The sequence below is a fragment of the Rhodococcus sp. TAF43 genome (genome assembly GCF_052113525.1).
In the GTDB taxonomy this organism is placed as follows: Bacteria; Actinomycetota; Actinomycetes; order Mycobacteriales; family Mycobacteriaceae; genus Prescottella.
Genome location: NZ_JBFRDL010000017.1, coordinates 1 through 24,638 on the forward strand (window position 1 = coordinate 1; position 24,638 = coordinate 24,638).

The 24,638-nt window shown below is 68.3% G+C and carries 25 protein-coding genes, 1 pseudogene and 1 riboswitch; of the genes and pseudogenes, 13 read left to right on the forward strand and 13 right to left on the reverse strand.

Features of this window, described 5'->3' with window-relative positions; genetic code table 11:
- The first annotated feature begins 16 nt into the window (after positions 1–16).
- Both AB4Z09_RS13150 and AB4Z09_RS13155 read left to right on the forward strand, forming a co-directional pair.
- Positions 17–1,081 (forward strand): hypothetical protein, encoded by a 1,065-nt coding sequence (locus AB4Z09_RS13150; protein WP_442239907.1) that lies wholly within the window; start codon positions 17–19, stop codon positions 1,079–1,081.
- Positions 1,082–1,166: 85 nt separating this feature from the next.
- Positions 1,167–1,766 (forward strand): alternate-type signal peptide domain-containing protein, encoded by a 600-nt coding sequence (locus tag AB4Z09_RS13155; RefSeq protein ID WP_442239908.1) that lies wholly within the window; start codon positions 1,167–1,169, stop codon positions 1,764–1,766.
- A 311-nt stretch (positions 1,767–2,077) separates the two neighbouring features.
- Here the strand turns inward: AB4Z09_RS13155 and AB4Z09_RS13160 are convergent, their stop codons facing one another.
- Positions 2,078–2,674, reverse strand: coding sequence for a hypothetical protein (locus tag AB4Z09_RS13160; RefSeq protein ID WP_442239909.1), 597 nt, complete (start codon positions 2,672–2,674; stop codon positions 2,078–2,080).
- A gap of 115 nt (positions 2,675–2,789) precedes the next feature.
- Between AB4Z09_RS13160 and AB4Z09_RS13165 the strand changes: the two genes are divergently transcribed.
- The 3 genes from AB4Z09_RS13165 (at position 2,790) to AB4Z09_RS13175 (ending at position 4,574) form a co-directional block, all read left to right on the forward strand.
- Positions 2,790–3,029 carry a hypothetical protein gene (locus tag AB4Z09_RS13165; protein WP_174908459.1) on the forward strand — a complete coding sequence of 80 codons (240 nt, stop codon included), beginning with the start codon at positions 2,790–2,792 and terminating at the stop codon, positions 3,027–3,029.
- Between the two features lie 34 nt (positions 3,030–3,063).
- Complete coding sequence (locus AB4Z09_RS13170; RefSeq protein ID WP_114722907.1) at positions 3,064–3,468, forward strand: YccF domain-containing protein; 405 nt, start codon at positions 3,064–3,066, stop codon at positions 3,466–3,468.
- 324 nt (positions 3,469–3,792) lie between these two features.
- A riboswitch (cyclic di-AMP (ydaO/yuaA leader) is annotated at positions 3,793–3,949 on the forward strand.
- Between the two features lie 7 nt (positions 3,950–3,956).
- Positions 3,957–4,574, forward strand: coding sequence for a resuscitation-promoting factor Rpf1 domain-containing protein (locus AB4Z09_RS13175; protein WP_114722906.1), 618 nt, complete (start codon positions 3,957–3,959; stop codon positions 4,572–4,574).
- Between the two features lie 71 nt (positions 4,575–4,645).
- On the opposite strand, the gene AB4Z09_RS13180 is transcribed toward AB4Z09_RS13175, so the two are convergent.
- The gene (locus AB4Z09_RS13180; RefSeq protein WP_114722905.1) at positions 4,646–4,834 is read right to left on the reverse strand and encodes a hypothetical protein; all 189 of its coding nucleotides are present in this window, start codon (positions 4,832–4,834) and stop codon (positions 4,646–4,648) included.
- A 60-nt stretch (positions 4,835–4,894) separates the two neighbouring features.
- Here AB4Z09_RS13180 and AB4Z09_RS13185 point away from each other — a divergent pair, with 60 nt between their 5' ends.
- The 6 genes from AB4Z09_RS13185 to AB4Z09_RS13210 all read left to right on the forward strand — a co-directional run bounded on the left by AB4Z09_RS13185 (position 4,895) and on the right by AB4Z09_RS13210 (position 10,300).
- Positions 4,895–7,198: a helicase-associated domain-containing protein gene (locus AB4Z09_RS13185; RefSeq protein WP_442239910.1), complete on the forward strand. Its 2,304-nt coding sequence runs from the start codon at positions 4,895–4,897 to the stop codon at positions 7,196–7,198.
- A gap of 104 nt (positions 7,199–7,302) precedes the next feature.
- A complete protein-coding gene (locus AB4Z09_RS13190; RefSeq protein WP_258557998.1) occupies positions 7,303–7,428 on the forward strand; it encodes a hypothetical protein in 126 nt (41 codons plus the stop codon).
- A 12-nt stretch (positions 7,429–7,440) separates the two neighbouring features.
- Positions 7,441–7,647, forward strand: a complete 207-nt coding sequence (locus AB4Z09_RS13195) for a hypothetical protein (protein ID WP_114722903.1) — start codon at positions 7,441–7,443, stop codon at positions 7,645–7,647.
- A 13-nt stretch (positions 7,648–7,660) separates the two neighbouring features.
- Positions 7,661–7,825, forward strand: a complete 165-nt coding sequence (locus AB4Z09_RS13200) for a hypothetical protein (RefSeq protein ID WP_174908455.1) — start codon at positions 7,661–7,663, stop codon at positions 7,823–7,825.
- A 132-nt stretch (positions 7,826–7,957) separates the two neighbouring features.
- Entirely contained in the window at positions 7,958–9,616 is a 1,659-nt protein-coding gene (locus tag AB4Z09_RS13205) for a DNA repair helicase XPB (RefSeq protein WP_114722902.1), read from the forward strand.
- A 12-nt stretch (positions 9,617–9,628) separates the two neighbouring features.
- Positions 9,629–10,300: a DUF3239 domain-containing protein gene (locus AB4Z09_RS13210; RefSeq protein ID WP_114722901.1), complete on the forward strand. Its 672-nt coding sequence runs from the start codon at positions 9,629–9,631 to the stop codon at positions 10,298–10,300.
- 69 nt (positions 10,301–10,369) lie between these two features.
- Here the strand turns inward: AB4Z09_RS13210 and AB4Z09_RS13215 are convergent, their stop codons facing one another.
- Genes AB4Z09_RS13215 through AB4Z09_RS13250 form a run of 8 tightly spaced genes read right to left on the reverse strand, consistent with a single transcriptional unit; the run spans position 10,370 to position 20,379 of the window.
- Positions 10,370–11,605: a lipase family protein gene (locus AB4Z09_RS13215; protein WP_174908453.1), complete on the reverse strand. Its 1,236-nt coding sequence runs from the start codon at positions 11,603–11,605 to the stop codon at positions 10,370–10,372.
- A gap of 20 nt (positions 11,606–11,625) precedes the next feature.
- Complete coding sequence (locus tag AB4Z09_RS13220) at positions 11,626–12,795, reverse strand: acyl-CoA dehydrogenase family protein (RefSeq protein WP_217487188.1); 1,170 nt, start codon at positions 12,793–12,795, stop codon at positions 11,626–11,628.
- 7 nt (positions 12,796–12,802) lie between these two features.
- On the reverse strand, positions 12,803–13,687 hold the full coding sequence (locus AB4Z09_RS13225; RefSeq protein WP_442239937.1) for an amidohydrolase family protein: 885 nt from the start codon (positions 13,685–13,687) through the stop codon (positions 12,803–12,805).
- Positions 13,688–13,733: 46 nt separating this feature from the next.
- Positions 13,734–14,690 carry a 3-hydroxyacyl-CoA dehydrogenase NAD-binding domain-containing protein gene (locus AB4Z09_RS13230; protein WP_442239911.1) on the reverse strand — a complete coding sequence of 319 codons (957 nt, stop codon included), beginning with the start codon at positions 14,688–14,690 and terminating at the stop codon, positions 13,734–13,736.
- Positions 14,687–16,660, reverse strand: coding sequence for an acetoacetate--CoA ligase (locus tag AB4Z09_RS13235; RefSeq protein WP_442239912.1), 1,974 nt, complete (start codon positions 16,658–16,660; stop codon positions 14,687–14,689). The genes AB4Z09_RS13230 and AB4Z09_RS13235 overlap by 4 nt, the downstream gene beginning before the upstream one ends.
- Positions 16,660–17,457 carry a crotonase/enoyl-CoA hydratase family protein gene (locus AB4Z09_RS13240; protein WP_442239913.1) on the reverse strand — a complete coding sequence of 266 codons (798 nt, stop codon included), beginning with the start codon at positions 17,455–17,457 and terminating at the stop codon, positions 16,660–16,662. Before AB4Z09_RS13240 ends, AB4Z09_RS13235 begins: the two co-directional genes overlap by 1 nt.
- 1 nt (position 17,458) lies before the next feature.
- Entirely contained in the window at positions 17,459–19,015 is a 1,557-nt protein-coding gene (locus AB4Z09_RS13245; RefSeq protein ID WP_174908444.1) for an acyl-CoA synthetase, read from the reverse strand.
- Positions 19,015–20,379: an MFS transporter gene (locus tag AB4Z09_RS13250; protein WP_174908442.1), complete on the reverse strand. Its 1,365-nt coding sequence runs from the start codon at positions 20,377–20,379 to the stop codon at positions 19,015–19,017. The genes AB4Z09_RS13245 and AB4Z09_RS13250 overlap by 1 nt, the downstream gene beginning before the upstream one ends.
- A gap of 174 nt (positions 20,380–20,553) precedes the next feature.
- On the opposite strand from AB4Z09_RS13250, the gene AB4Z09_RS13255 reads away from it, so the two are divergent.
- The gene (locus AB4Z09_RS13255; protein ID WP_174908440.1) at positions 20,554–21,390 is read left to right on the forward strand and encodes a PaaX family transcriptional regulator; all 837 of its coding nucleotides are present in this window, start codon (positions 20,554–20,556) and stop codon (positions 21,388–21,390) included.
- A gap of 110 nt (positions 21,391–21,500) precedes the next feature.
- Here the strand turns inward: AB4Z09_RS13255 and AB4Z09_RS13260 are convergent, their stop codons facing one another.
- Complete coding sequence (locus AB4Z09_RS13260; protein WP_254622813.1) at positions 21,501–21,644, reverse strand: hypothetical protein; 144 nt, start codon at positions 21,642–21,644, stop codon at positions 21,501–21,503.
- A 198-nt stretch (positions 21,645–21,842) separates the two neighbouring features.
- On the reverse strand, positions 21,843–23,099 hold the full coding sequence (locus AB4Z09_RS13265; RefSeq protein ID WP_174908438.1) for an MCE family protein: 1,257 nt from the start codon (positions 23,097–23,099) through the stop codon (positions 21,843–21,845).
- Between the two features lie 174 nt (positions 23,100–23,273).
- Here AB4Z09_RS13265 and AB4Z09_RS13270 point away from each other — a divergent pair.
- A pseudogene (locus AB4Z09_RS13270) lies at positions 23,274–24,057 on the forward strand (sigma-70 family RNA polymerase sigma factor); the annotation flags it as partial.
- On the opposite strand, the gene AB4Z09_RS13275 reads toward AB4Z09_RS13270, so the two are convergent.
- On the reverse strand, positions 24,029–24,631 hold the full coding sequence (locus AB4Z09_RS13275) for a carboxymuconolactone decarboxylase family protein (protein ID WP_442239914.1): 603 nt from the start codon (positions 24,629–24,631) through the stop codon (positions 24,029–24,031). The pseudogene AB4Z09_RS13270 and the gene AB4Z09_RS13275 overlap by 29 nt on opposite strands.
- Positions 24,632–24,638: the final 7 nt, after the last annotated feature.

The window sequence follows — 24,638 nt, forward strand, 5'->3', positions numbered from 1 at the left end:
GTCGAAGGTCGAACCCATGTCTCCCACAAAGCGATTCTCGGTCCCCTCCGCTCGATCGATACTTGCGATCAGCGCCGCCGCCCTGTCTGTCCTCGGCATCACCCAGGCCACGATGACCGCTGCGGCGCTCACCGACAATGCCACGGCGGCAGCGTCGTTCTCGACGCCCGCCGATATGTTGGCGGCACCGAAGTGGTTGGGGTGCAGCGGTAGCGGTGGCTCCGTCACGATGAAGTGGGCGCATCTCGGACCCGGGTACACCTATGATGTCAAGCTGGTGAGCGGATGGGGCGGATCCTGGAATCCCACGATCCCGCAGAACAAGGGAGACGTAGTCTCCATCAGCGTGAGCGCATACGACAACGTCTACGAGACGGCCTCGTCCTCCCGAATCGAGGTGCGCGCGAAGCGAGACGGGCAGATTGGCTCCGGCTGGGTAGGCGAGAACATGTGGGCGTTCACCCTCTGGAACATCAAGTGCGACGGCGCTACCTCCGACGGCAACCAGGTGCAGGGACTAACCGCCGGCACCGAAGCGCTGAACGACCGGATGGCGGGACCCGTCGAGACCACCACGACGCCGTCCTCGACAACCGCCGCACCGTCGAGCACGACGTCGCCTCAGACCACCACTAGCACCACAACGACCGCTCCGACGACGTCCGACACGACGGCAAGCACCACCACCACGACAACCACGCCTCCGACAACGGCGTCGGAGACATCGGAAACCACGACAACCACTACCACTACAACCACGCCTCCGGCTACGACGACCACTGCCGCCGACACCCCCCTGGGCACGTCGGAGAAGTCGCAGTCCCGCGACTACTCGGCGCTGTTGGTGAACTCGGCCGAAACCTCGGAGACCGCGATCGTGATCGAGGACGCGAACGGTGAAGAACTGGAGCGGATTCCAGCGTCGGCATCGGCCCACTACGAGTGGGATTCATCCACAGACGCCCTGTGGATTGTGGATAACGGGAAGCTCTACAAGGCAACGGGTTCCACATGGAACAAGACCGCCGTCGACCCGTCGTCCACCGACGTGCCGGCCGACATCGCGGCCCTGATCGAATGACGCTCCTGCTGCCCGGCCTCACCGCCGGGAAGTCCAATCGGGTCGGGGCCGGCGAATCTTGCACGAGGGGAATGAAAGTAGTCCGATGAAGACACAGACCAAGGGCTTCAGGGTCGCCGTCGCGGCCGCCACACTCGGCTCCACACTGATGCTGTCCGCGTGCGACTTCGGCAGCCTCGGCAGCGGTAGCGCCGGTGGCGCAACGACCACGACGCCGTCGGCGCCCACCACCACCGCACCCCCCACCACGATCGGTGGTGGGGGCAACGGTTCGGGCTCCCTCGCTCTCACCCAGGTGACGACGCCGGGCTGGAGCGACCGGAACGGTCCCATCAACATCGCGACGTTCCGGGTGGTACCYGGCGACGTTCTGACGTACCGAGGCAGCTACCGGCTCACCGTCAACGGCACCGGCCTGCAGGCGCGGCTGACGGCCGACGACATCACCTTCACCGGCGGCGGCCAGCTCAAGGGCAAGCTCCAGCCTCAGGTCACCGCGACCATCGGGGGTACCGTGGTCCCGTCCGGCCCTGCCGGCATCGTGGTCGACACCTCACAGAACAACGCGGTTGTCGACGTGGCAGCCAAGTTCACCTTCGACCCACAGACGTCGGGCATTGTCGAGCAGTCGGATTCGGCAACCTTCGGCGACTTCAGGATTCGTCTCGAGCAGGTCCTCTCCTAACCCCCACAATCTCAGGGCCACCGTCGGTCCCCCCTCCCATCGGGCGGCCCTGATCCCCCACTTCCCGCAACTCCCCGATCCTGCACCGGAGGTCGGGTGGACGACGTGCGCGGGGAAACGGGCACGTGCGTTCCGGATCGACGCACGCCGCACAGCGCCGGCTGTTCTCCCGCAGACGGAGAACAGCCGGCGCTTCTCGGTCAGCGGTGCCGGCAACTCGCATCGGAACACGAACGGGCGGTTGTCCGACCATCGGCCGAGAGCCGAGTCAGACAACCGCCCGTTCGTTCGTCGGGGCTACCGGCACCCGGTCAGGAAGCGAAGCTGCCGCTGCCGAGGGAGCCGAGGGGACCGGTGGAGGCGGGGCCGGGCCCGGGCACGAAGCCGACCGCCCACATCGGCTTCACGTGGCCGTTCTGCGCCTGGTTACCTACGTTGGAGGGCATTCCGACGACCAGAGAGATCGCGGCGGTCTCGTTCGGACCGAGGTGGACCGAGCCGATCTGCGTTCCGGGAGCCACCACGCGGGGCTCGGTCAGTGTCACTGCGTCGCCGGCCTTGCCGTCGATGTCGACACGCGCGGTCGCGGTCATGCCCTGGGACAGGGTGTACGGGCCCACCGAGAAGCCGACGAAGCCCTCCACGCCGGCGATGTTGCGGACCTGGAAGGTGGTCGCGAGCTCCCGCCCGGGGACCAGCTCACCGAGATTCCAGTCGATCTCCCCGATGCCGCCCCAGGTGACACCGTTGTCGGACGAGTACTCGACGGTGGGGGCCGGCTCGTCGGCGCGAGCCAGCGACGGCACCGCGATCACGGCGACGGCCGCGAGGAAGAGCGCGAGCAGCACCCCACCCAGAATCTTGCCCTGCCACGCCAGCGATCCGGGCACACGAGTGGAAGCAGTCATGGCGCGGAGCCTAGGGCAGCGAATGTAATCAAACGTCCAATTCGGAGATGTTTCTCCGGCCGCCACTTCGGGAAGCGCGTGCACCTCACGCCCGCGGGTGGCCTACCGTTGTGTTGTGACGAACGATTCGAACCGCAGCGACACCGACACCCCCGGCCGGGCCGGCAAAGGACTGTTCTACGCAGCAGTCGCCAGCTTCCTGATCGGGATCGCGGCGATCGTCGCCATCTTCTTCGTCCATTCACTCTCCGAGGGCGACCCCGGCCTGGTTCTGTACTTCCTCACGCTCGCGTGCCCGCTCGGCTTCGTGCTCGCGATCGCCTACGCCCTCCGCTCCGGACGCCGGAGTCGCTGAGCCGGAGGCTCCCCAACCATTGGAAGGAATCACCATGAGGATCCTGCTGAACATCATCTGGCTGATCTTCGGTGGCCTGTGGCTGGCGCTCGGCTACTTCCTGGCCGGCGTGATCATGTGCATCCTCATCATCACGATCCCGTTCGGCATCGCGTCCTTCCGGATCGGGGTGTACGCGCTGTGGCCGTTCGGCAAGACGGTGGTCGACAAACCCACCGCAGGCGTCGGGTCGCTCATCGGCAATGTCATCTGGCTCATCCTCGCGGGCGTCTGGATCGCGATCGGCCACATCGTCACCGCCGTCGCCATGGCGATCACGATCATCGGTATCCCGCTCGCGATCGCCAATCTCAAGATGATCCCTGTCTGTCTGATGCCGCTCGGTAAGGAGATCGTGGACGTCGACCGCCGCGATCAGGCCCAGTGGTCGACGGCCTGAACGTTCCGAAAAGTGGGACAGACCGCCCGTTCAGAGTGTGATCTCACTCACATTACGCCCCGATAACGGAGCGGTGTCGAACCGTGATCAACCCTGCCCCAACGCGACTAGCTGGGGCTAAGCCGTCTCAGTCGAATCCCGCAGTCGAGCAACACAAGACGCGCCGCGTTATCAACCGGTGACGTTTGGCGCTCGATCGTCGTACCGTCGTGTCCGGCCGGAACTTCGGCCACATCCGGGCCCGCCGCGCCAAACCCCGTCCAGTGGGTCCGGAACACCCACGAACCATCCATGGACGGGGACGGGGGACCCAAAGGTCCTCCGGGGTAGAAGGTCCCGAAAGGGACAACCCCGCAGGGCATCGGGAGAGCAATCTCCCTGGGGGTGAAGCCAGACCCGCTCCATCCATGAGCGGCGAGGCCGGGCGACCTCTCAGTCCGAACCCGACAGCTGACCTCGCAGGCGCGTGCGGAGAGGAACCAACCGACATGAGCGGACGCCATCGCAAGCCGTCTACCACCGGCCGCACCGTAGCCAAGGTCGCCGTCACCGGCGCCATCATGGGCGTGGGCGGTGTCGCCTTCGCCGGCACGGCCAGCGCGGCCCCCGACTCCGACTGGGACAAGCTCGCGCAGTGCGAGGCCGGCGGCAACTGGGGCATCAACACCGGCAACGGCTACCACGGTGGCCTGCAGTTCTCGCCGAGCACCTGGACCAGCCATGGTGGCGGACAGTTCGCTGCCACCGCGAACCAGGCCACCCGTGAGCAGCAGATCGTCGTCGCTGAGCGCGTGCTCGCCAACCAGGGTTGGGGCGCCTGGCCGTCCTGCTCGTCCAAGCTCGGCCTGAGCAGCGCGCCGTCGCAGCGCAGCGCCCCAGCCACCGAGGCCCCGCGGGTCGTCACTCCCGCCCCGGTCGCCCAGGCACCGGTGCACCCCGCGCAGGGCGTCTTCGACCAGATCGACTCGCTCATCGACGCCGCCGCCGATCAGGGCATCGTCATCGGCCAGCCGATCCTCGACGCCTACGACGTCGCGAAGACGATCGACCTCAGCAAGCTGAACCTGCAGGACGTCGCCGGCGTGGCGAACCTCTCGCAGAGCTGAGCCGCTCCCCCCCGAAACACGAAGTGGGCCCCTCGCCGATGGCGAGGGGCCCACTTTTCTGTGTTTGCGCGTCAGCGGTTGATCACGGTGTGCGGGTGCACGTAGGGCAGCGAGTCCACCGGAAGCGGGAACTCCGTGTCCTCGCCGAACGGCGAGAGATTGCCTGCACGGCTGGAAGACAACTCGGTCACCGCGTGATCTCCATCCGCAGTTTCCGGCCACCCTGGATCGACATAGCGCTTCTTCGAATTGTTAGCCACGCGCCCATTTTGACAGGAGCGTTCGCCGCCGTACAGCCCAGGTCACTAATCTCATAGTCGATGACCTCCACGCATGGCACCGAGGGCGCCCCGGAAACCGCAAACCCCGTGGCAGCACCCACACTGACCGGCTGGTTGAGCGCCCGCAAGGACGCCGAACTGACCGACCTGTTGCGGCTGCGCCCGGATCTCGCCGTGCCTCCACCCGCCACGGCCGCGGTGCTGGCCGGGCGCGCCGAGCAGCGTGCGTCGGTGATGCGGGCCGCCGACACCCTGGGATCCCTCGAATTCACCGTCCTCGAGGTCCTGGCACTGGAACAGGCCGATCAGATGCCGGTCGCGCGCCGCCACGTCGACGACGCCCTCGGCGGCCGGGTGCCGGCCAAGACCGTCGGCAAGGCGCTGGACCGGCTGCGCGCCCTGGCGCTGGCGTGGGGCGACGACGACCGGCTGCGGATCGTCCGCGCCGCGGCCGACGCCATCCCGTGGCGCATCGGCCGTATCACCGCCGAGTCCGAGGCGATGACCGAGGAGGAGATCCGGGCCGCGCTCGACGGGATCGAACCGGGCGAGCGCGACMTGCTGACCACGCTGGCCCGGTCGTCGCCCATCGGCCGCACCCGCGACGCCGCGCCCGGCACCTCCCCGGACCGCCCCGTCCAACGTCTGCTCGCCCGCGGGCTGCTGCACTGGATCGACGCCGAGACGGTGGAGCTGCCCGTCCAGGTGGGTCAGGTGCTGCGCGGCGAGGCCGTCTTCGATCCCGCGTCACCCACCCCGCCCCCGCTCACCGGACGCAAGCAGAAGCTCTCCGACGTCAACGCGGCCGCGGCGGGCGAGGCCCTCGAACTGGTGCGGCACTGTGAGGACCTGGTGGCCGCGCTCGGTGACGGGCCGGCGCCCGCGCTCAAGGCCGGCGGCCTGGGTGTGCGGGAGGTGCGGCGGCTGTCCAAGTCGACCGGCATCGACGAGGCCCGCATCGGCCTGCTGCTCGAACTGCTGGCCGGTGCCGGACTGATCGCGAGCGGCAGCCCCGACCCCGCACCGCTCACCGACATCGACGACTACTGGGCCCCCACCGTCGCCGTGGACGGCTGGCTCAACTCGGGCACCGCCCGGCGCTGGGCCACCCTCGCCGGGGCATGGCTGACGCTGCCGCGCCGCCCGTGGATCATCGGTAGCCGCGACGCCACCGACAAGCCCATCTCGGCGCTGTCCGAGGAGGTGCGCGCGCCGGGCGCCGCCCTGGAACGCCGGCTGCTGCTGGAACTGCTCGCCGAGGCGGGCGGCGGGAAGTCGGTGTCCGCGTCCGAGGCCAGCCGGCTGCTCGCGTGGCGTCGTCCGCGCTGGGCGGGTCGGCTGGGGCCGCACGTCGTGGAGCGGACCCTCGGGGAGGCGCGCACGCTCGGGCTGGTGGCGCACGGCGTCCTCAGTTCGCCGGGCAAGGCGCTGCTGCACGGCGGCGACCCCGAGTCCGAGATGGACTCCGCGCTGCCCGCGCCCATCGACTACGTCCTGGTGCAGGCCGACCTCACCGTCGTCGCGCCCGGGCCGCTCATCCCGGAGCTRCTCGATCAGATCACGCTCGTCGCCGACATCGAGTCCGCGGGCGCGGCGTCGATGTACCGGGTCAGCGAGAACAGCATCCGGCGCGCGCTCGACGCCGGGCTCTCAGCGTCCGAGCTGCAGACGCTGTTCTCGACCCGCTCCAAGACGCCGGTGCCGCAGTCGCTGAGCTACCTCATCGACGACGTCGCCCGCCGCCACGGCCGGCTGCGGGCCGGGGTCGCGTCGTCGTTCATCCGCTGCGAGGACCCGGCGCTGCTCGCGGAGGTCCTGGCCTCCCCCGTGGCCGAGCAGCTGGCGCTGCGGGCCCTGGCTCCCACCGTCGTCATCTCGCAGGCCCCGCTCAAGGAGGTCCTCACCGAGCTGCGTGCGGTCGGGTTCGCCCCGGCCGGCGAGGACTCGTCCGGCGCGATCGTCGACCTGCGCCCGCGCGGGGCCCGCGTGCCGGCGGCCCGGGTGCCGCGGCTGCGCACCCCGGCCGTCCCCACCGACGAGCAGCTCGCGACGCTGGTCCGCTCGCTCCGCGCCGGTGACCGCGCCGCCGCGTCCACCGGTGCCGGACTGCGCAGCGACGGCACGCGCGCGTCCAGCGCGGCGACGATGACGCTGCTGCAGACCGCCGCGCAGGTCCGGCGCAGCGTGTCGATCGGTTACGTCGACGCGCAGGGCATCGCGTCGCAGCGCATCGTGGCACCGGTCAGCGTCGGCGGCGGTCAGCTCGACGCCCTCGACCCGGCGACCGGTGAGATGCGTCGCTTCACACTGCACCGCATCACCTCCGTCGCGCTCGTCGACTGACTTTCTCCCGCCCCGGAAAACGCCCCGAACTGCACGACTGGCATTTTCCTGGAAATGACGTATGGTCTCGATCGAGTGATTGCCACTTCGAATTAGGAGCGACAATGGCCGACAAGAAACCTGGCAAAAATCTGAAGAAACCCAGTCAGTCGATCAAGGAAAAGCGGGCGGAAAAGCGCGAGCGCGCTGTTGATGCCGGTGAGTTGATCAAAAAGCGTAAGCGCCACTGACGGACCTCGCCCATGACCCGCGAGGCACCGGCGCGTGACGCACCGGGTGTGCTGGACCACCTGCACCGGAAACTGGACCATCTGCTCGGCGACAGCACCCTGCCGCAACCCCGCGCCGATGGCTTCCGGTCCGGTATCGCGTCGGCGAAACTCTTCGTTCTCGACGAGCGCGCCCAGCATTCCGGATTTCCTTTCCCGCCGACGCACGAAAAAAAGTGAAGGACCCCTTATCGTGAAGCGGACCCTGCTCGCCCTGGACAAAATTCAGGCGCGACTGGAAAACGAGCTCGACACCACCGCCGTGCACAGCGAACGGGACGTCGGATATCGCGCCGGAATTTCCGAGGCACTCGTCCAGGTGATGGAGACCAAGAAATCCCTCACCGCCGGACGCTGATCCGATCGTGAAGGATTTCCGGCGGCCGCCGACGGAAATCCTTCACGATCCGCGGCCGCCGAGGCACCGCCGTATGGCGGGACAGCGCCGCCGTCTGGACAATGGTCTGGTTACCGTTGCTAGGAGGCGCACGTGACCGACGGCCCGCTGATCGTCCAGTCCGACAAGACACTGCTGCTCGAGGTCGATCACGAGCGCGCGAACGACGCCCGGCAGGCGATCGCCCCGTTTGCCGAACTCGAGCGCGCCCCCGAGCACGTCCACACCTACCGGATCACTCCGCTCGCGCTGTGGAATGCCCGCGCCGCCGGGCACGACGCCGAGCAGGTGGTGGACGCCCTCGTCAGCTACTCCCGCTTCGCGGTGCCGCAGCCGCTGCTGGTCGACATCGTCGACACCATGGCCCGGTACGGCCGCCTGCAACTGGTGAAGAGTCCCGTGCACGGGCTGACGCTGATCAGCCTGGACCGGGCGGTGCTCACCGAGGTGATGCGGCACAAGAAGATCGCCCCGATGCTCGGCGCCATGGTCGACGACGACACCGTGATCGTGCATCCCAGCGAGCGCGGGCACCTCAAGCAGATGCTGCTCAAGATCGGCTGGCCCGCCGAGGACCTCGCCGGGTACGTCGACGGCGAGGCCCACCCCATCGACCTCGCGTTCGAGGAGGGGCACTGGCACCTGCGCGACTACCAGGAGATGGCGGCCGACTCGTTCTGGGCCGGCGGCTCCGGCGTCGTCGTGCTCCCCTGCGGCGCCGGCAAGACCATGGTGGGCGCGGCGGCGATGGCCAAGGCCAAGGCGACGACGCTGATCCTGGTCACCAACACCGTCGCGGGCCGGCAGTGGAAGCGCGAGCTGATCGCGCGCACGTCGCTCACCGAGGAGGAGATCGGCGAGTACTCGGGCGAGAAGAAGGAGATCCGCCCGGTCACCATCGCGACCTACCAGGTGATCACCCGCAAGTCGAAGGGCGAGTACAAGCACCTCGAGCTGTTCGACTCCCGCGACTGGGGCCTGGTGATCTACGACGAGGTGCACCTGCTGCCCGCCCCGGTGTTCCGGATGACCGCCGACCTACAGTCGCGTCGACGCCTCGGCCTCACCGCGACGCTGGTCCGCGAGGACGGCCGCGAGGGCGACGTGTTCTCCCTCATCGGCCCCAAGCGGTACGACGCGCCGTGGAAGGACATCGAGGCGCAGGGGTGGATCGCGCCCGCCGACTGCATCGAGGTGCGGGTCACGCTCACCGACGCCGAACGCATGGCGTACGCGACGGCCGAGCCGGAGGAGCGCTACAAGCTGTGCTCGACGGCCCGGACCAAGCACGCCGTCGTGAAGTCGATCCTGGACCGGCACCCCGGTGCGCCGACCCTGGTGATCGGCGCCTACCTGGACCAGCTCGAGGAGCTGGGCGAGGAACTCGACGCCCCGGTCATCCAGGGTTCCACGCGAAACAAGGAACGCGAGCTCCTCTTCGACAAGTTCCGTGCCGGCGAGATCCAGACCCTCGTGGTCAGCAAGGTCGCGAACTTCTCCATCGACCTGCCGGAGGCGTCGGTGGCGGTGCAGGTGTCGGGCACGTTCGGCTCCCGGCAGGAGGAGGCGCAGCGGCTGGGCCGACTCCTGCGGCCGAAGCACGACGGCGGTCAGGCACACTTCTACTCGGTGGTCGCTCGGGACACGCTCGACGCCGAGTACGCCGCCCACCGCCAACGCTTCCTCGCCGAACAGGGCTACGCGTACCGCATCACGGACGCCGACGACCTACTCGGCCCGACCATCGGATAGGACTTCACCCCCGTGCGACGCTTCGAGTTCCCCGTCGACAAGCTTCACGCCAAGTCCGTCAACGAGACCCTCGCAGATCTCCGGCGGCTGCAGTGGTCGGCCGCGGTGATGGCGGTCGCCCTCGGCGCCGGCGCCGCCGGACTGTTCGTCCTGGGCCAGCCGTGGTCGTACATCCTCGGCGCCGTCCTCGCGGTGTGCGCGGTGACGTCGCTGTGGATGGTGGTGTGGACGCCGCGCAAGGTCGGCAGCATCGACGAGCTGTACGCCAAGGGCAACCTGGTGCCGGCCGTGGTGTCGGAGATCCACCCCCGCGGGTACACGCTGCTCTCGTTACTCGACATCGCCAAGCCCGACGCCACCGAACCGCACTACGCGCTCGCGACCCGCACCGTCCGCGCCCTGCCCGGCCGGGGCTGGACCGTGGGCAAGAAGATCCCGTCGGTGTCGGTGCTGGGCGACCGCAGCTCGCGGGGCAACGGCGACACGTGGCAGATGGTGAGTTTCATGCCGATCGCCTGGGGCACCCGCGACAGCAAGGTGCTCACGCAGGCCACCGCCCGCATCGACGATGTGGAGTGGAATCTGCTGCGCAAGAACATCTCGATGTCGGAGAAGGTGCGCGGGTCGAGCAACCAGTTCGTCCTGGTCGATCCGGCAGAGCTGCCGAACGAACTGCGCGGATAGCCCGGTCCGACCCGCCCCCGAGAGGCACGGGGCGGACCGGGCGTCAGCAACCGGGTCCGGGACCGGCGATCACGGCTGCGGGCAGTTGCTCGGTGCGGCCTTCCCGGCGAACCGGTCTGCAGCCCATGCGGGGAACTGCTTCGCCGCCTCGGGAACGACGGACTCGTGGTCGAGCCCGGGGAACTCGCGGTAGTCGGACTCGGTTCCGGTGCGGCACAGTCCCTCCTGCTCGCGTGACGTCAGTGCAACGGGGGTGGTCGTGTCGTCCGATCCCTGATAGATGACGAACGGCATGGACCCTGCGGGCCGGAAGTCGTCGACGGCGGTGAAGGCCTTCCACCAACTACCGTCCGGCGACATCGCGCCCGGCTGGTACGCGTCACGCAAAGATGCAGCGCTGCTCCAGATGTCGAAGCAGCCGTCGCTGAGCACCGGAAGCTGCTCCATCGCCGGGGCCGTGAGGAAGTCGCCGTAACGCAGATCCGGGTAGGCCGCCTTGATGCCCGGCAGGGTGGAAATGACGTAGCCCGCCAACTCCGGACTCTGCATCGAGTTGAGGGTCAGTTCACGGATGCGGACCGCCGGCGCGATCAATCCAGCTCCCACACCGTCGAATTCGGGGGCGTACGAATCCAGGATCGATTCGACGTGCATCGTCGTCTGTCCGCCCTGCGACCAGCCGTATTCGACGAACCGGTTCGAGGCGTCGATCTCGGGGAGGTTGTGCACAGCGCGCAGGACGTCGAGAGAAGCCCGGGCGTTGACCTCACCGGCCATGTAGTAGGACGGCCCCGGAAGGGCTTGTCCCGGATAGTCACTCATGGCGACCACATATCCCTGGTCGAGAAGTTCGCCGATCGCCGGAACGCGGGACTGATCCCCCTCCCCCAAGCTCCGTCTGGACGGGGCACAGTTGTCGGCCAGCCCGGTGGTCTCGTGGTTCCACAGCACCATGTCGCGGGGACCGTCGCCCTTGGACAGCGGAACGTAGATCTCCCCGGATACGTACTTCCGGACTCCGGGCTGGATTTCGGAGACGTAGACGATGTTCCAGCCCTGACTTCCCTCCGGAGCGTCGGACCGGGGCTGGACCGAGTGAACATCGCCCGGCTTCGCGTCGGCGGGCGGCTGCTCCCCGACGTCCCAGAAGGTCGTCCCGGCCGGTCCCGCGGGCGCGGACAGTGAGATCGACTCGGGCTCGGATGCGTTCGCGCCGCCACAGGCGGTGAGTGTGAAGGCCGCGACCGAGAAGGCGACGGCCGCCTTGGCGACGGCCGATGGTGCGTGCTGCGCCGTACCTGACATTGGTTGCTCCATTCTGTGTGCTATCGAGCTCGTCCGTGGAAGAGGTGGCGGGCGATGACGATCCGCTGGATCTGATTGGTTCCCTCGTAGATCTGGGTGATCTTCGCGTCGCGCATCATTCGCTCCACCGGAAAGTCCTTGACATACCCTGCGCCACCGAGGATTTGAACAGCGTCGGTGGTCACCGCCATGGCGGTGTCGGAGGCGAAGCACTTGGCCATCGCGCCCGCCGACCCGATCTCCCGGTGTCCACGATCGCAGGCGATCGCGGCAGCCCACGTGAGCAGCCGCGACGCCCGGACCTTCGTCTCCATGTCGGCCGCCATGAACTGGATGCCCTGGAACTCGGAGATCGGGGAACCGAACTGCTCACGTTCGGCCGCGTAGGACACCGCGGCGTCCAGGGCGCCCTGTGCGATACCGACTGCCTGCGCCGCCACGGCCGTCCGGGTCCGGTCCAGCGTCCCGAGGGCGATGCGCATGCCACGGCCGGGCTCACCGACCATGCGGTCGCCGGGAACGAACACGTCCTCGAACGTGACCTCCCGGGTCGGAGATCCCTTCAGGCCCATCTTCCGCTCCGGCGCCCCGAACACGATCCCCTCGTCCGCGGCCTCCACGACGAACGCAGAGATCCCCTTGGCGCCGGCGGCCGGGTCGGTCGAGGCGAACACGACGTAGACGTCGGCACGGCCCGCGTTGGTGATCCACCGCTTCGTGCCCTTCAGCAGCCAGCCGCCGTCCGTCTGCCTGGCCCGGACCTTGATGCTCGCGATGTCGCTGCCGGCCTCGGGCTCGCTCAGCGCGAAGGCCCCGAGATGCTCGCCGGACGCGATCCTCGGCAGGTACCGGGCCTTGAGTTCCTCCGAGCCCGCGAGCAGGAGCGGGATGGCGAAGAGTTCGTTGCCGCCGGCGACCTGCTGCGTAGTTGCGCACGCGCGGGCGATCTCCTCGGCGACGATCGCGGAGGCGAGGTGGTCTCCGCCCTGCCCGCCGTACGCCTCGGGGATGCCGATCGCGTGCAACCCGCTCGCGGTCACCGCCGCCAGTGACCGCTCCGGGAACTCTCCCGACTCGTCTACCGCGGCGGCGTGCGGCGCCACCTGACGATTCGCTATCTCGGCGGCCATCTCCCGGAGGTCCCGGTGCTCGTCGTCGAGGAGCCATTCGGCCTCGGCACTCGTCCTCACCGCTGCATCACCGCCCCGTGGGTCGGTCGAGTCCGAGCACCCGGATAGCGTTCTCCCTCATCACCAGGGGCATGACGTCGTCCTTGATGCCCAGTTCCGCGAAGTCGGCCATCCACCGATCCGGCGTCAGCACCGGATAGTCGGATCCGAAGAGCGCCTTGTGCTTGAGCAGCGAGTTGATGTTGCGAACGAGCTGCGGCGGGAAGTACTTCGGCGACCAACCCGACAGGTCGACGTACACGTTCGCCTTGTGGGTGGCCATGGAGATCGAGGAGTCGACCCACGGGACCGAGGGGTGGGCGAGGATCATCGTCAGCGTCGGGAAGTCGGCTGCGACGTCGTCGAGCAGCATCGGGTCCGAGTACCGCAGTTTGATGCCGCGGCCACCTGGCAGACCGGCACCGATCCCGGTCTGCCCGGTGTGGAAGAGCGTCACGAGCCCGTGCTCGGCGCACGCCTCGTAGATCGGGTAGTAGATCGGGTCGTTGGGCAGAAATCCCTGCAGGCTGGGGTGGAACTTCATGCCCCGAACGCCGTAGTCCCTCGCCAGGGTCGTGATCCGGGCGACGGCAGTGCCGACGTCGTGCGGGTCCACGGATCCGAAGGGGATCAGGACGTCGGGGTGCTCGGCGGCCTTCGCCGCGATCTCCTCACTGGAGACCGGCGGGTGCCCGCCGAGTGCGGTGCGCGCGTCGACGGTGAACACCACGGCGGCCATGTTGCGCTCGCGGTAGTACTCGGCGAGGTCGTCGACGGTGGGCGTGCGGTTGACCCCGGGCTTGAAGTACTTGGCCGAGGCGTCGAGCAGTTCCTGGTCGAGCGAGCAGTGGTGCGCACCGTCCGCTTCGACGTGGGTGTGCACGTCGATGGCGGTGATGGCGTCGAGATCGATTGCGGGAGAGTACATCGTTAATCCTCTGTGGATCGGGTGGGAACTGTCAGGGCAGGTTTCGGCCGGCGCGTTTGAGTCGCATGATGTCGACCAGCAATCGGTCGCGGTCCGCGACCAGGCCTGCCTGGTCTACCCCCGCCATCTCGTCGTCCATGCCGGCGACGAGTTTGTCGGCGAGTTCCGGGGTGAGCTGCGGCGTCCCGAGGTCGTCCATCCACTTCTGGGTGGGTGGGCCCAGGTGTTCCAGCAGATGCCGCAGGCCGCCCTTCCCACCGGAAAGGTGCTGTGCGGTAAGTGGTCCGATGATGGCCCAGCGCAGTCCCGGCCCGTTCGAGATGGCGGTGTCGATGTCGGCGACGGATACCACACCGCGGTCCACCAGCGAGTAGGCCTCGCGCCAGAGGGCGGCTTGCAACCGGTTGGTGACGTGCCCGGGGATCTCGGCGCGGACGAGGATCGGCTTCTTGCCGACCAGGCGGTAGAAGTCGAGCGCCACCTGCGCCGTCTCGGGCGGCGTGGCCCCGCCCGGTACCACCTCGACGAGCGGAATGATGTGCGCGGGGTTGAACGGGTGGCCCACCAGCACACGGCCGGGATCGACCGGACACGCGGCCTGCAGCGCGCTCGGCTCGAGACCGGACGTCGACGACGCGATGATCACGCCCGGGCGCGCCGCGGCGTCGATCTCCGCGAGCAGCGCACCCTTCGCGTCCAGTCTCTCGGGGCCGTTCTCCTGGACGAAATCGGCGTCGCGCGCAGCCTCGGCGGCGGTCGCGACGAACCGGAGCTCACCACGCTCGGACACCGCGGATCCGGTGAGTTCGGTGACGAGATCGCTGGTTTCGTCGAGATAGGACCGGAGCCGCGCCTCGGCTCCGTCGGCCGGGTCGGTGGCGACGACGTCGAGACCGGCGGCGAGGAAGCCTGCCACCCACGCCGCGCCGATGACGCCGGTCCCGATCACCGCGACGGTCCGGATCTGCGCCGCAGCCGGGGCGCTCATCCGATCGCTCCCGTGACGCTCCACGCGACGAACGCGTCGAGGGCCTCCGGTTGCGCCAGCGAACCGGGTGCCGCGACGCTGTCCGGCGAGGCCCCGAGAAGGATCCGTTTGACCGGGATCTCGAGCTTCTTCCCGGTCCGGTTGTACGGCACCACCGCGACGGGATGGATCTCGTCCGGGATGTGCCGCGGCGACAGCGCCGTCCGCAGAGTCGTCGAGACGGTCCTCCTCAGCGCGTCGTCGACCTCCACGCCGGGGTCGGTGACGACGAACAGGACCAGGCGGCCCATCCCGCCGTCGGCGTCCTCGAGGTGGACGACGAGGGAGTCGGCGATGCCGGGCAGCTCCTCGACCACGCGGTAGAACTCGGCGGTGCCGAGCCGGACACCACCACGGTTGAGAGTCGCATCGGACCGGCCGGTGATGACTGCACCGCCCTCCGGGTCGAAGCGGATCCAGTCGCCGTGCCGCCACACCCCCGGATAGGTGTCGAAGTATGCGCTTCGGTATCGGGAGCCGTCGTCGTCGCCCCAGAACTTCACCGGCATCGACGGCACCGGCAGCGTGATGACGAGTTCGCCGAGCTCACCGACCACCTCGTTGCCGTCCCCGTCGTACGCGGCCGCCGCGAAACCGAGGCTCGGCCCGGACATCTCGCCCGCGTAGACCGGGGTCATCGGCGAGGCCTGGATGATGCCGGTGCACACGTCCGTGCCGCCGCTGCCGACGTTGAGGAGCACGCCGGGGCCGAAGCGGTCGGAGATCCACTCGTAGCCCTCCCGCGGCAGCGGGCTGCCGGCGGCGCCGAACTGCCGGACGGCCGAGAGATCGAATTCGGTTGTGGGATCGAGACCTTCGCGTCGGCACGCCATGACCACGCCCGGGCTCATGCCCATCACCGTCGCACCGGTCTCAGCGGCCACCCGCCACTGGTGGCCCGAGTCCGGGTACATGGGGTTGCCGTCGATCATGACGATCGACGACCGCACCAGCAGTCCGCCGACCAGGGAGTTCCACATCATCCACGCCGTGGTGCTGAACCAGGAGAACGTGTCCCCAGGCCCGAGATCGAAGTGGAGGGCGTGGTTCTTGAGGGTCTCGAGCAGAATGCCGCCGTGGCCGTGCACGATGGCCTTGGGCTTGCCGGTGGTGCCGGACGAGAACAGCACCACGAGCGGGTGGTCGAACGGGACCGGCTCGACATCGGGCATCGACCCCGGTGCACCGGCCTCACCGCGCCCGAGGTCGTTCCAGGCCACGACGTCGTCGGTGACGACGTGCTCGCCGTAGGCGACCGAGACCACCGTGGAGACCCCCGGGAGATTCTCGCGGATGTGGGCGACCTCGTCACGACGATCGACGGTCTTGGATCCGTATGTGTAGCCGCCGACGACGAACAGCACCTTGGGGCCGATCTGACCGAACCGGTCCACGACGCTGTGGGCGCCGAACTCGGGTGCGCATGCCGCCCAGATCGCGCCGAGGCTCACCGTGGCGAGGAACGCGACGAGCGCCTCGGGGGCGTTGGGCAGGTAGCCGGCGACCCGGTCGCCGCGGCCCACCCCGAGGTCGACGAGGCCGGCCCGCACGCGGCGGACCTCGTCGCGCAGTTGACCGAAGGTCATCGTGATGTCGGCGCGGGTCTGCGACGTGGCCACCACGGCGACCGCGTCCAGGTCCACTTCGGTTCCGAGAGAGTGCTCGGTGTAGTTGAGGAGTGCGCCGGTGAACCACCGCGCGCCGGGCATCACCCGGGCCTCGAGCACCTGGCGGTACGGGCGGTGGGTGACGACGCCGAAATGGTCCCAGATCGCCGCCCAGAATCCCTCGACGTCCTCGACCGACCACCGGTAGAGGTCGTCCCAGTTCTCCACCCGCACACCGCGCTCGGCTCCGAGCCAGTCCATGAAGGCCCCGACCCGCGTGGTGTCCCGGGCGTCGGCGGGCACGGACCGCAGGATCGCCGCCATCAGTTCGCCCCTCCGTCCGCGGTGCGGACCTTTGGCCCACGGCCGGTGAGGAACTCGTTCATCCGATGCTTGGCTTCCTGGCTGGACTGCGCGACGGCGGCCATGAGCGACTCCATCATCAGCCCCTCGTCCGGGCCGACCTCGGCGATCCGTGGAAGGGCGTGCATCACCGAGTAGTTGGTGACAGGAGAGTTCGAGGCGATCTTCCCGGCGAGCTCGCAGGCCAGGTTGTCGCCACCACCGTTGTCGACGAGATAGGTTGCGAGGCCGACACGTTCGCCCTCGTCTGCGGTGAGGACCCGACCCGTGAGCATCATGTCCTGCATCCGGGCGACGCCGATCAACCGCGGAACCCGCACCGAGGCCCCGCCGCCCACGAACAGCCCGCGCTGTCCTTCCGGCAGCGCGAAGAACGCGCTTCGCTCCGCCACTCGGATGTGCGCGGCGCTGGCGAGTTCGAGTCCGCCACCGACGACCGCACCGCGCAGGACCGCGACCACGGGGATCGTGCCGCCCGCCATCTCGCCGAGCGACTTGTGCCACATACGGGAGTGATGGAGTCCGGCGACGGCGTCCCGGTCCGAGAGCTCCGAGAGGTCGAGGCCGGCGCAGAAGTGATCGCCGGACGAGGTCAGGACGATGGCACGCACACCCTCGGGGGGCGTCCGGAAGAAGTCGCCGAGGGAGAGAACGGTCTTGTCGTCGAGGGCATTTCGCTTGTGCGGTCGATCCAGGGTGAGGATGCCGATGTCGCCGCGCTGGTCGAAGACGAGGGATTCGGAGATGGCGGTGGTCATATCAATTCATCGCCTTGCTGATCGTGCAGATCTGTTGTACGGAATCGGAGTGAGCGCCGAGCGCGGTGCCGGCGCGGAGGTCTTGCTTGCGCACCTTTCCGGAGCCGGTGCGAGGTAGGGCAGGAACGAACGACACCAGTTTCGGGACCTTGTACCGGGCCAGTCGCTCGGTCGCGAAGGCCAGGAGGGCGTCCCGGTCGAGATCCGAGCCCTCCCGCCGGACGACGTGGGCATGACCCACCTCGCCCCAACGGTCGTCCGGGGCGCCGACGACCGCGGCCTCGAGAACGTCGGGGTGCTGGAACAGCACGCTTTCGACCTCGGCCGGGTAGACGTTCTCACCGCCCGAGATGTACATGTCCTTCATGCGGTCGACGACGAAGACGAACCCGTCGTCGTCCATGTACGCGATGTCGCCGGAGTGGAACCAGCCGCCGGCGGTGAAGGCCGCAGCGGTCGCCGCGTCGTTCCGCCAGTAGCCGGGCGTGACGTTGGGGCCCCGGATGATCACCTCGCCGGCGGTGCCGCGGGGGCACTCCACACCGATGTCGTCGACGATCTTGACCTCGTCGAACATCACCTGCTGTCCCGCCGAACCGGCCTTGCGGACCGCGTCCCCGGGAGCGAGGAAGGTTGCGCCGGGCGCGGTCTCGGTGAGGCCGTACCCCTGACAGAAGGTGACACCCTTCGCCCGGTAGGTGTCGATGAGATGCACCGGGATCGGCGCACCGCCCGACATGACGCTACGGATGGAGCTCAGGTCGGCTTGCGGCCAGCGCGGCGACTGCGCGAGGTCGGCGTACATCGTGGTGACGCCGAACATCCACGTGACCCTGTGACGTTCGATGAGATCGAAGGCGAGATCGACTTCCCATTTCGGGACGAGGACGCTGGTACCGCCCTTGAGGTACACCGTCAGCACCAGTTGGTCGAGCGCCGCCACGTGGAAGAGCGGAGCCGACACCAGGGTCACCTCGTCGGAGGCGACGTCGAGATCGAGGAGGAGGTTGAAGCTGTTCCACAACAGGTTCTCGTGGGTGAGGATCGCGCCCTTCGGACGACCCGTCGTGCCGGAGGTGTACAGGACGAAGGCGGGATCGTGCCCGCCGACCTCGGCGGCGCCGATCGGATCACCGGGCGTATCCACCGATTCGGTCGACCACACCACGTCCTCGACGACGACGCCGTCGACTCCTAGCGAACCCGCGGTCGCCCGCGACTCGGGGGCGACGAGGAGCACAGAGACCCCGGCATCGGTCAGCTGGTAGTCCAGCTCGGGAGCCGAGAGACGGTGGTTGAGCGGAAGGAAGACGCCCCCGAGCCGGACCACCGCGAGCATCGTTTCGACGAATGCCGGGTGGTTGGGACCCAGATAGGCGACCCGGTCCCCCTGTCCCACCCCGCACCGCGCGAGCTGTGCGGCCCGGACGAGGACGCGGTTGTGGACCTCGCGGTAGCTGAGCGCGGTGTCCCGGTAGACCAGCGCCACCGAGTCACCGCTCATCCGAGCCCGCCGCTCGGACAGTGTGGCCAGGCCCGGACGGTAGCCGCCCCGCATCACGCCACCCCCGCCGCGGATACATCGGCGGCGACGGACTGCGTGTCAGCCCCGTCGGAGGCGACGCGCGAGAGTCTTCGGTTCTTGGTCTCACCGAGCTTGATGATGCAGGCGATGCTCACCAGGGCGGTCAGTGCGATGACCGCAGACAGCCCGAGGGTGCTCGTGCCGCCGTTCGAGCGCATGATCTCGGCGAACAGTACCGGGGAGACACCCGCACCGATCCCGGCGAGCTGATAACCGAGCGAAGCTCCGGTGTATCGGTATTCGGTGCTGAACAGCTCCGTGTACAGGCCGGCGAGGGGGCCGTAGACCATCGGGTGGACGATCGCCTGGCCGACCACCATGGCGAGGACGATCAACGGAAAGCTCTTCGATCCGATCAGGGGGAAGAGCGCGAATCCCCACGCGATGATGCCGACGGAGCCGGCGATGACCATCGGCCGCCGGCCGATCTTGTCGGACAGGGCCGACCACCCGATGATGCCGAAGATCGACAGGAACGACGAAATGGTGAGCGCGTTGAGGATCTCCTGGCGCGGGACCCCGGACTGTACGCCGTAGGCGATGGAGTAGGTGGTCAAGGCGCCTTGGAAGACAAAGGCCCCCAGCCCGACTCCGACAGAGAGGAACAGCACCTTGGGCTGCGCCTTGAGCAGCCGCAGCAGCGGGATGCCGGTGTCCGGCGCGCGATCGGTGGCTGCAATGAACTCGGGCGACTCGTCGACCTTGGCACGGACCACGAGACCGAGCACGAGAAGCAGGAGGCTGAACAGGAACGGCAGACGCCAGCCCCACTCGACGAAGGCGTCGTTGCCCAGGATCGCGATGGTCGAGGTGATGACGACGGTGGAGATCAGCGTGCCAGTCGGGGCACCCGCGTTGGTGAAACTTGCCCAGAAGCCGCGTCGGGAATCTGCGTGCTCCGCCGACATCAGTACCGCGCCGCCCCACTCGCCGCCCAGCGCTATGCCCTGGACCACGCGCAGAAGCACGAGCAGGATCGGTGCGATCGCTCCGGCCGTGGCGTACGTGGGCAGGACGCCGATGAGGGCGCTGGCGATGCCCATGATCGACATTGTCAGAACGAGCATCCGCTTGCGGCCGAGTCGGTCGCCGTAGTGGCCGAAGATGACACCGCCGAAGGGCCGCGCCAGGTAGCCCGCAGCGAACGTGGCCAGGCTCGCGAGGGTGCCCGCCAGCGGGCTCATGTTGGAGAAGAAGACGTCCTTGAAGACCACCGCAGCGCAGGTGGCGTAGACGAAGAAGTCGAAGTACTCGATGACGCTGCCGAGGAAGCTGGATGCGGCGGCGCGCTTGAGCATCGCCGGATCCTTTGCAGCCTCGGGATAGCTCTGATCCATGGGAAAACCTCACTGGGAGTGCTCTGAACGGACGGCGAATCCGGGCCGAACCGTGATCCACCTCACTCATCTGACGGGCCGAATACTATGCATCTTCATTGCGTTGCGTCAATAAGATGAGTTGCAATTGACTTGGCGGGCCACCCCCAGTAGGCGACAACTAGACTCCACGGCATGCGGTATAACCTCACTGCAGAGCCCGTCGACAAGGTCGACATCACCCCCAAGTCGCTCCTTCTCGCGTTCCTTGGAATGCACCTTCTCTGGAAACCGATCGCCATCAGTGGCGCGTCCCTTGTCGAGCTGTTCGGCTGGCTGGATGTCGGCCAGTCGGCCACTCGGTCGCTGCTCGCCCGAATGACGGACCGAGGCCTGCTGGAGCGGCACAAGGTGGGTCGCAAGACCTACTACGCCCTCACCGAACACGGAACGTCAGTGTTCGAGGAAGGCTCGAAGAAGATCTGGCGCAGCATGGGTGGCGCGGACTGGGACGGCGTGTGGACGACGGTCGCGCTGTCGGTGCCCGAGGACTCGCGCCATCTTCGCCACCGGGCACGGTCGCGACTGAGCTGGGCCGGCTTCGGGAACACCGCCTCTGGACTGTGGGTGGCACCCCGCCGGCATAACGTAGCGACGATCCTCGGCCCCGAGTTCGCCGACGTGGACCTCACCGTGATGGTCGGGCGGGTCCTCCCGCCCACCACCGACGAAGCGCTCGTGACCTCGGCATTCGACCTCGACGAGATCGCTGCCCGCTATACCGGGTTCACGTCGCGGTGGCAGAACGACGAAACGTCCGGATCGAGTCGCGAACATGCCTTCGCCACCCGAATCCGGGTCCAGGCCGAGTGGCTCTCCATCACACAGACCGACCCACTGTTGCCGATGTCGCTGCTTCCAGAAAACTGGCCGGCCGGTGACGCCGAGCGACTCTTCCGGGTCCTCGACGCGACCTTGGATCGAGCCTCCATCGGCATAGAGGCGGACGGACTCGACTCGATCGCACTGTGAGCGCCACGCTCCGGCATCGAACAACCAATTGGTTGCACTGGTCTCGGCCGGGCCGCCGAATGAATTGCACTGATGGGATTCACCCCACCCCAATTCGGATGGTGACGTCGTCAGATCATCAGCGCCGCAAGGCCGACCCCGCCGACGGTAACGAGAGCCATTGTCATTGCGAGGGTCACCGAACCCATCAGCAGAACCGTCGCGACAGCCGGCACCGCGGCAACCATGAGCATCAGAACGACCCACCACAGCACGGCCGGAATCGTGTTCGACCTCCGAAGATCGAAGTCCTGCAACAAGGCTGGACGAATTTCCCCGGGTAGAGACCCGTTCGATCGGAGTTCCATACGAGGTGACCTCCTACTAGGGGGTCAGCTCAGTCTCTCGCACATCGGCGGATTTCGCAGGCCGGTTCCGCATTTCCCACTGTGTCCCGTTCACGGATCGGGTCATCAGTGCGGCGGAGCGATGCCCATGACGGTCGCGAGCACGGACGCAATCGGGTTGAGGTTCAACGCATCCGGGGCCTGCTTGGGCTTCGCGTCCCACGGCTGCGACACCGTCGGGTCGGCGAGCACCGCACGCTCGGCGTTGCGGACACCGGTGGCGCTACCCTGCGGGACGAGGCACCGGACATCGGAGGAGAACGGGAAGTCGTCGCGGGTGTCGCCGAAGTCCGGGTCGCGACGCTTCATCTCGGCGAGCGTCTCGTGGGTGCTCTCGTAGCCGAGGGTGCACGCCGGCGGGTTGTTGGTCTCGAGGACGAGGCCGAAGTGGATGGTGCCGTCGCCCGGCGCCACGGCACGCGCCGCCACCGGCAGCGCCGGCAGCAACTGCAGCGCGGTCCGCAGGTAGGCCTCGCGCCCCGGCGCGAGCGAGACGATCTGCCGGGTGTTCGACAGCACCTCGGTGAGGTCGGCGCCGCTGTCACGGACCAGCGCCCCCACCTGCTCACTGGTGGCGGCGCCGGTGCCGATCAGCCGGCGCACGTCCGGGTCGCTCGAGCGCAACTGCGCGGTGAGCGCGTCGAGGTCGGAACTGAACGAACGGATCGACGACGCCTGGTCCGCCTGGCTGTCGAGCACGGTGCGACCGTCGGACACGAGGTCGAGGGTCTGCGGCAACGCGGCGGAGGCCACGCGGGTGAAGTCGGCCAGCGAGTCGACGACGGTCCGCAGGTTGTCGCCCTGGCCGTCGAACGCCTTCCCGAGTTCGGTCGCGACGGCGTGCAGGCTGTCGGTCGGGACTGATCGCGCGAGCGAGTCGACCGATGCGATGAGGTCCTCGACCGGGATCGGGACTGCGGCGTCGTCGACGTCGATCACCGACCCGTCCCGCAGGTACGGCCCGGAGTCTCGGTCGGGCCGCAGATCCACGTACTGCTCACCGATCGCCGACCGGTTGGCGACCACCGCCGCCGCGGACGCGGGCACGTCCGGCCCGTCGTTGTCGAGGTGCAGTTCCACCCGGACCCCGTCGGCAGTGAGCGTGAGGTCGCCGACCCGGCCCACCGGCACACCCCGGTACGTCACCTCGGCGTTGGTGAAGATGCCACCCGACGACGGCAGGTCCACGTAGACGGAGTACTGCCCGAAACCCATCAGGTTGTCGAGCCGAACATAGCGTCCGCCCACGAAGATCACGCTCAGGATCGCGAGCACCACGAACGCGCTCAGCTGCCACCTGGCCAGCTTCGACACCGTGTTCAACGTCGACGGCCCTCCACCACTCGCCACTCAAAGCATGTCGGCGAGATCACCGGAACCGCCCTGCTGTTACCCGGACAACACGCTAGCGGTAGCCGTTACCGATGTTCACATTAATGTGATCGGGCTTACAAAGTGGACATTTGTCCAACACGGGGGCGGACGTAGGATCACGGCATGAGCGTCGCGCCACTCGCGGAGTCGTTCGAGTCGCACCGCAGCCACCTGCTGTCCGCGGCGTACCGCCTCACCGGCAGCGTGAGCGACGCCGAGGACGCCGTGCAGGACGCCTGGCTGCGACTGGCCGCTGCCGACACCGCGGCCATCCGCGACCTGCGGGCGTGGCTGACCACCGTCGTCGACCGGATCTGCCTGGACCGCCTCCGGTCGGCGACGGCGCGCCGCGAACGGTACGTCGGACAGTGGCCGCCCGAGCCGATCGGCACCGACCCGACGCCGTCGAACCCGCCGGATCCACTGGAATCGGTTGTACGGCAAGAAGCAAACCGTATGGCGGCGATGGTCGTGCTGGACGCCCTCTCCCCCGCCCAGCGGGTGGCGTTCGTCCTGCACGACGGCTTCGCGGTGCCGTTCGACGAGATCGCAGGCGTGCTGTCGGTGAACGTTCCGTCCGCTCGGCAGCTCGCGTCCCGCGCCCGGCGCGCGGTCGCCGCCGCACCGCCGCCGGTCCCCGACGCCGCGCACGCCGAGGTCGTCACCCGACTGCTCTCCGCGATGGCGGCCGGCGACCTCGACGCGGTCGTCGCCGCGCTGCACCCGTATCGGTCGACGACCCACCGGGGTCCTCGGCCACGGCTCCCCCGGCGAGGACGTCCACCCCGGTGTTCCGGGGCGGGTCACCGCGTTCACGGTCGGCGATGGCAGGGTGTGGGCCGCCCAAGACATCGCGAACCGCGAGAAGTTGCGCGGGATCAGGCTTTCCGTTCCCGATCCGCCGTCCCCTGATCCGTCGCCCAGGGCACCCGGCACGCATCGCCGGAGTCGAACCCCTGGTCGTGGATGCCGAGCGCCGAGTACATCCGCGACCGCATGTTCTCGAGCCCGATCTGGTAGGTCAGCTYCACGACGCCGTCGCGTCCGAACCGCCGTTCGAGCTCGGCCACCTGCTCGTCGGTCGCGGTCGTGGGAGTCTCGGTCATGGCGTCGGCGTACGCGATCGCGATCCGCTCGTCCTCGGTGTACAGGGGCGAGTCCGCATAGTCGGCGATGTGCTGCAGGCGCTCCACGTCCAGTCCCTCGAACCGCTGGAGCATCGTGCCGAAGTCGATACACCACGAGCAGCCGACGGTCCATGCCACCCGGTACACCGCGATGTCGCGGACATTGGGCGGCAGCACGGTCGAGGCCTTCTGGGCGCCCATCTCGTGAGCGGCCGACACCGCGAACAGCTTGCGATGGTTGGCGACCACCGCGAAGGGCTCGGGCACCTCGCCGTACCGGCGACCCACGTACTTGTACGCGGCCTTGATCAGGGGGCCGGCTTCCTGCGGGGACACAGGGGCAATACGAGGCATGATCTCC

What these genes read in the sequence shown, in the direction of transcription:
- AB4Z09_RS13240 (WP_442239913.1), bottom strand. Translation starts at nt 17,457, where the DNA reads ATGACCACCGCCATCTCCGAATCCCTCGTCTTCGACCAGCGCGGCGAC.
- AB4Z09_RS13245 (WP_174908444.1), bottom strand. Translation starts at nt 19,015, where the DNA reads ATGCGGGGCGGCTACCGTCCGGGCCTGGCCACACTGTCCGAGCGGCGG.
- AB4Z09_RS13160 (WP_442239909.1), bottom strand. Translation starts at nt 2,674, where the DNA reads ATGACTGCTTCCACTCGTGTGCCCGGATCGCTGGCGTGGCAGGGCAAG.
- AB4Z09_RS13175 (WP_114722906.1), top strand. Translation starts at nt 3,957, where the DNA reads ATGAGCGGACGCCATCGCAAGCCGTCTACCACCGGCCGCACCGTAGCC.
- AB4Z09_RS13250 (WP_174908442.1), bottom strand. Translation starts at nt 20,379, where the DNA reads ATGGATCAGAGCTATCCCGAGGCTGCAAAGGATCCGGCGATGCTCAAG.
- AB4Z09_RS13150 (WP_442239907.1), top strand. Translation starts at nt 17, where the DNA reads ATGTCTCCCACAAAGCGATTCTCGGTCCCCTCCGCTCGATCGATACTT.
- AB4Z09_RS13195 (WP_114722903.1), top strand. Translation starts at nt 7,441, where the DNA reads ATGACCCGCGAGGCACCGGCGCGTGACGCACCGGGTGTGCTGGACCAC.
- AB4Z09_RS13235 (WP_442239912.1), bottom strand. Translation starts at nt 16,660, where the DNA reads ATGGCGGCGATCCTGCGGTCCGTGCCCGCCGACGCCCGGGACACCACG.
- AB4Z09_RS13230 (WP_442239911.1), bottom strand. Translation starts at nt 14,690, where the DNA reads ATGAGCGCCCCGGCTGCGGCGCAGATCCGGACCGTCGCGGTGATCGGG.
- AB4Z09_RS13170 (WP_114722907.1), top strand. Translation starts at nt 3,064, where the DNA reads ATGAGGATCCTGCTGAACATCATCTGGCTGATCTTCGGTGGCCTGTGG.
- AB4Z09_RS13255 (WP_174908440.1), top strand. Translation starts at nt 20,554, where the DNA reads ATGCGGTATAACCTCACTGCAGAGCCCGTCGACAAGGTCGACATCACC.
- AB4Z09_RS13190 (WP_258557998.1), top strand. Translation starts at nt 7,303, where the DNA reads ATGGCCGACAAGAAACCTGGCAAAAATCTGAAGAAACCCAGTCAGTCG.
- AB4Z09_RS13215 (WP_174908453.1), bottom strand. Translation starts at nt 11,605, where the DNA reads ATGTCAGGTACGGCGCAGCACGCACCATCGGCCGTCGCCAAGGCGGCC.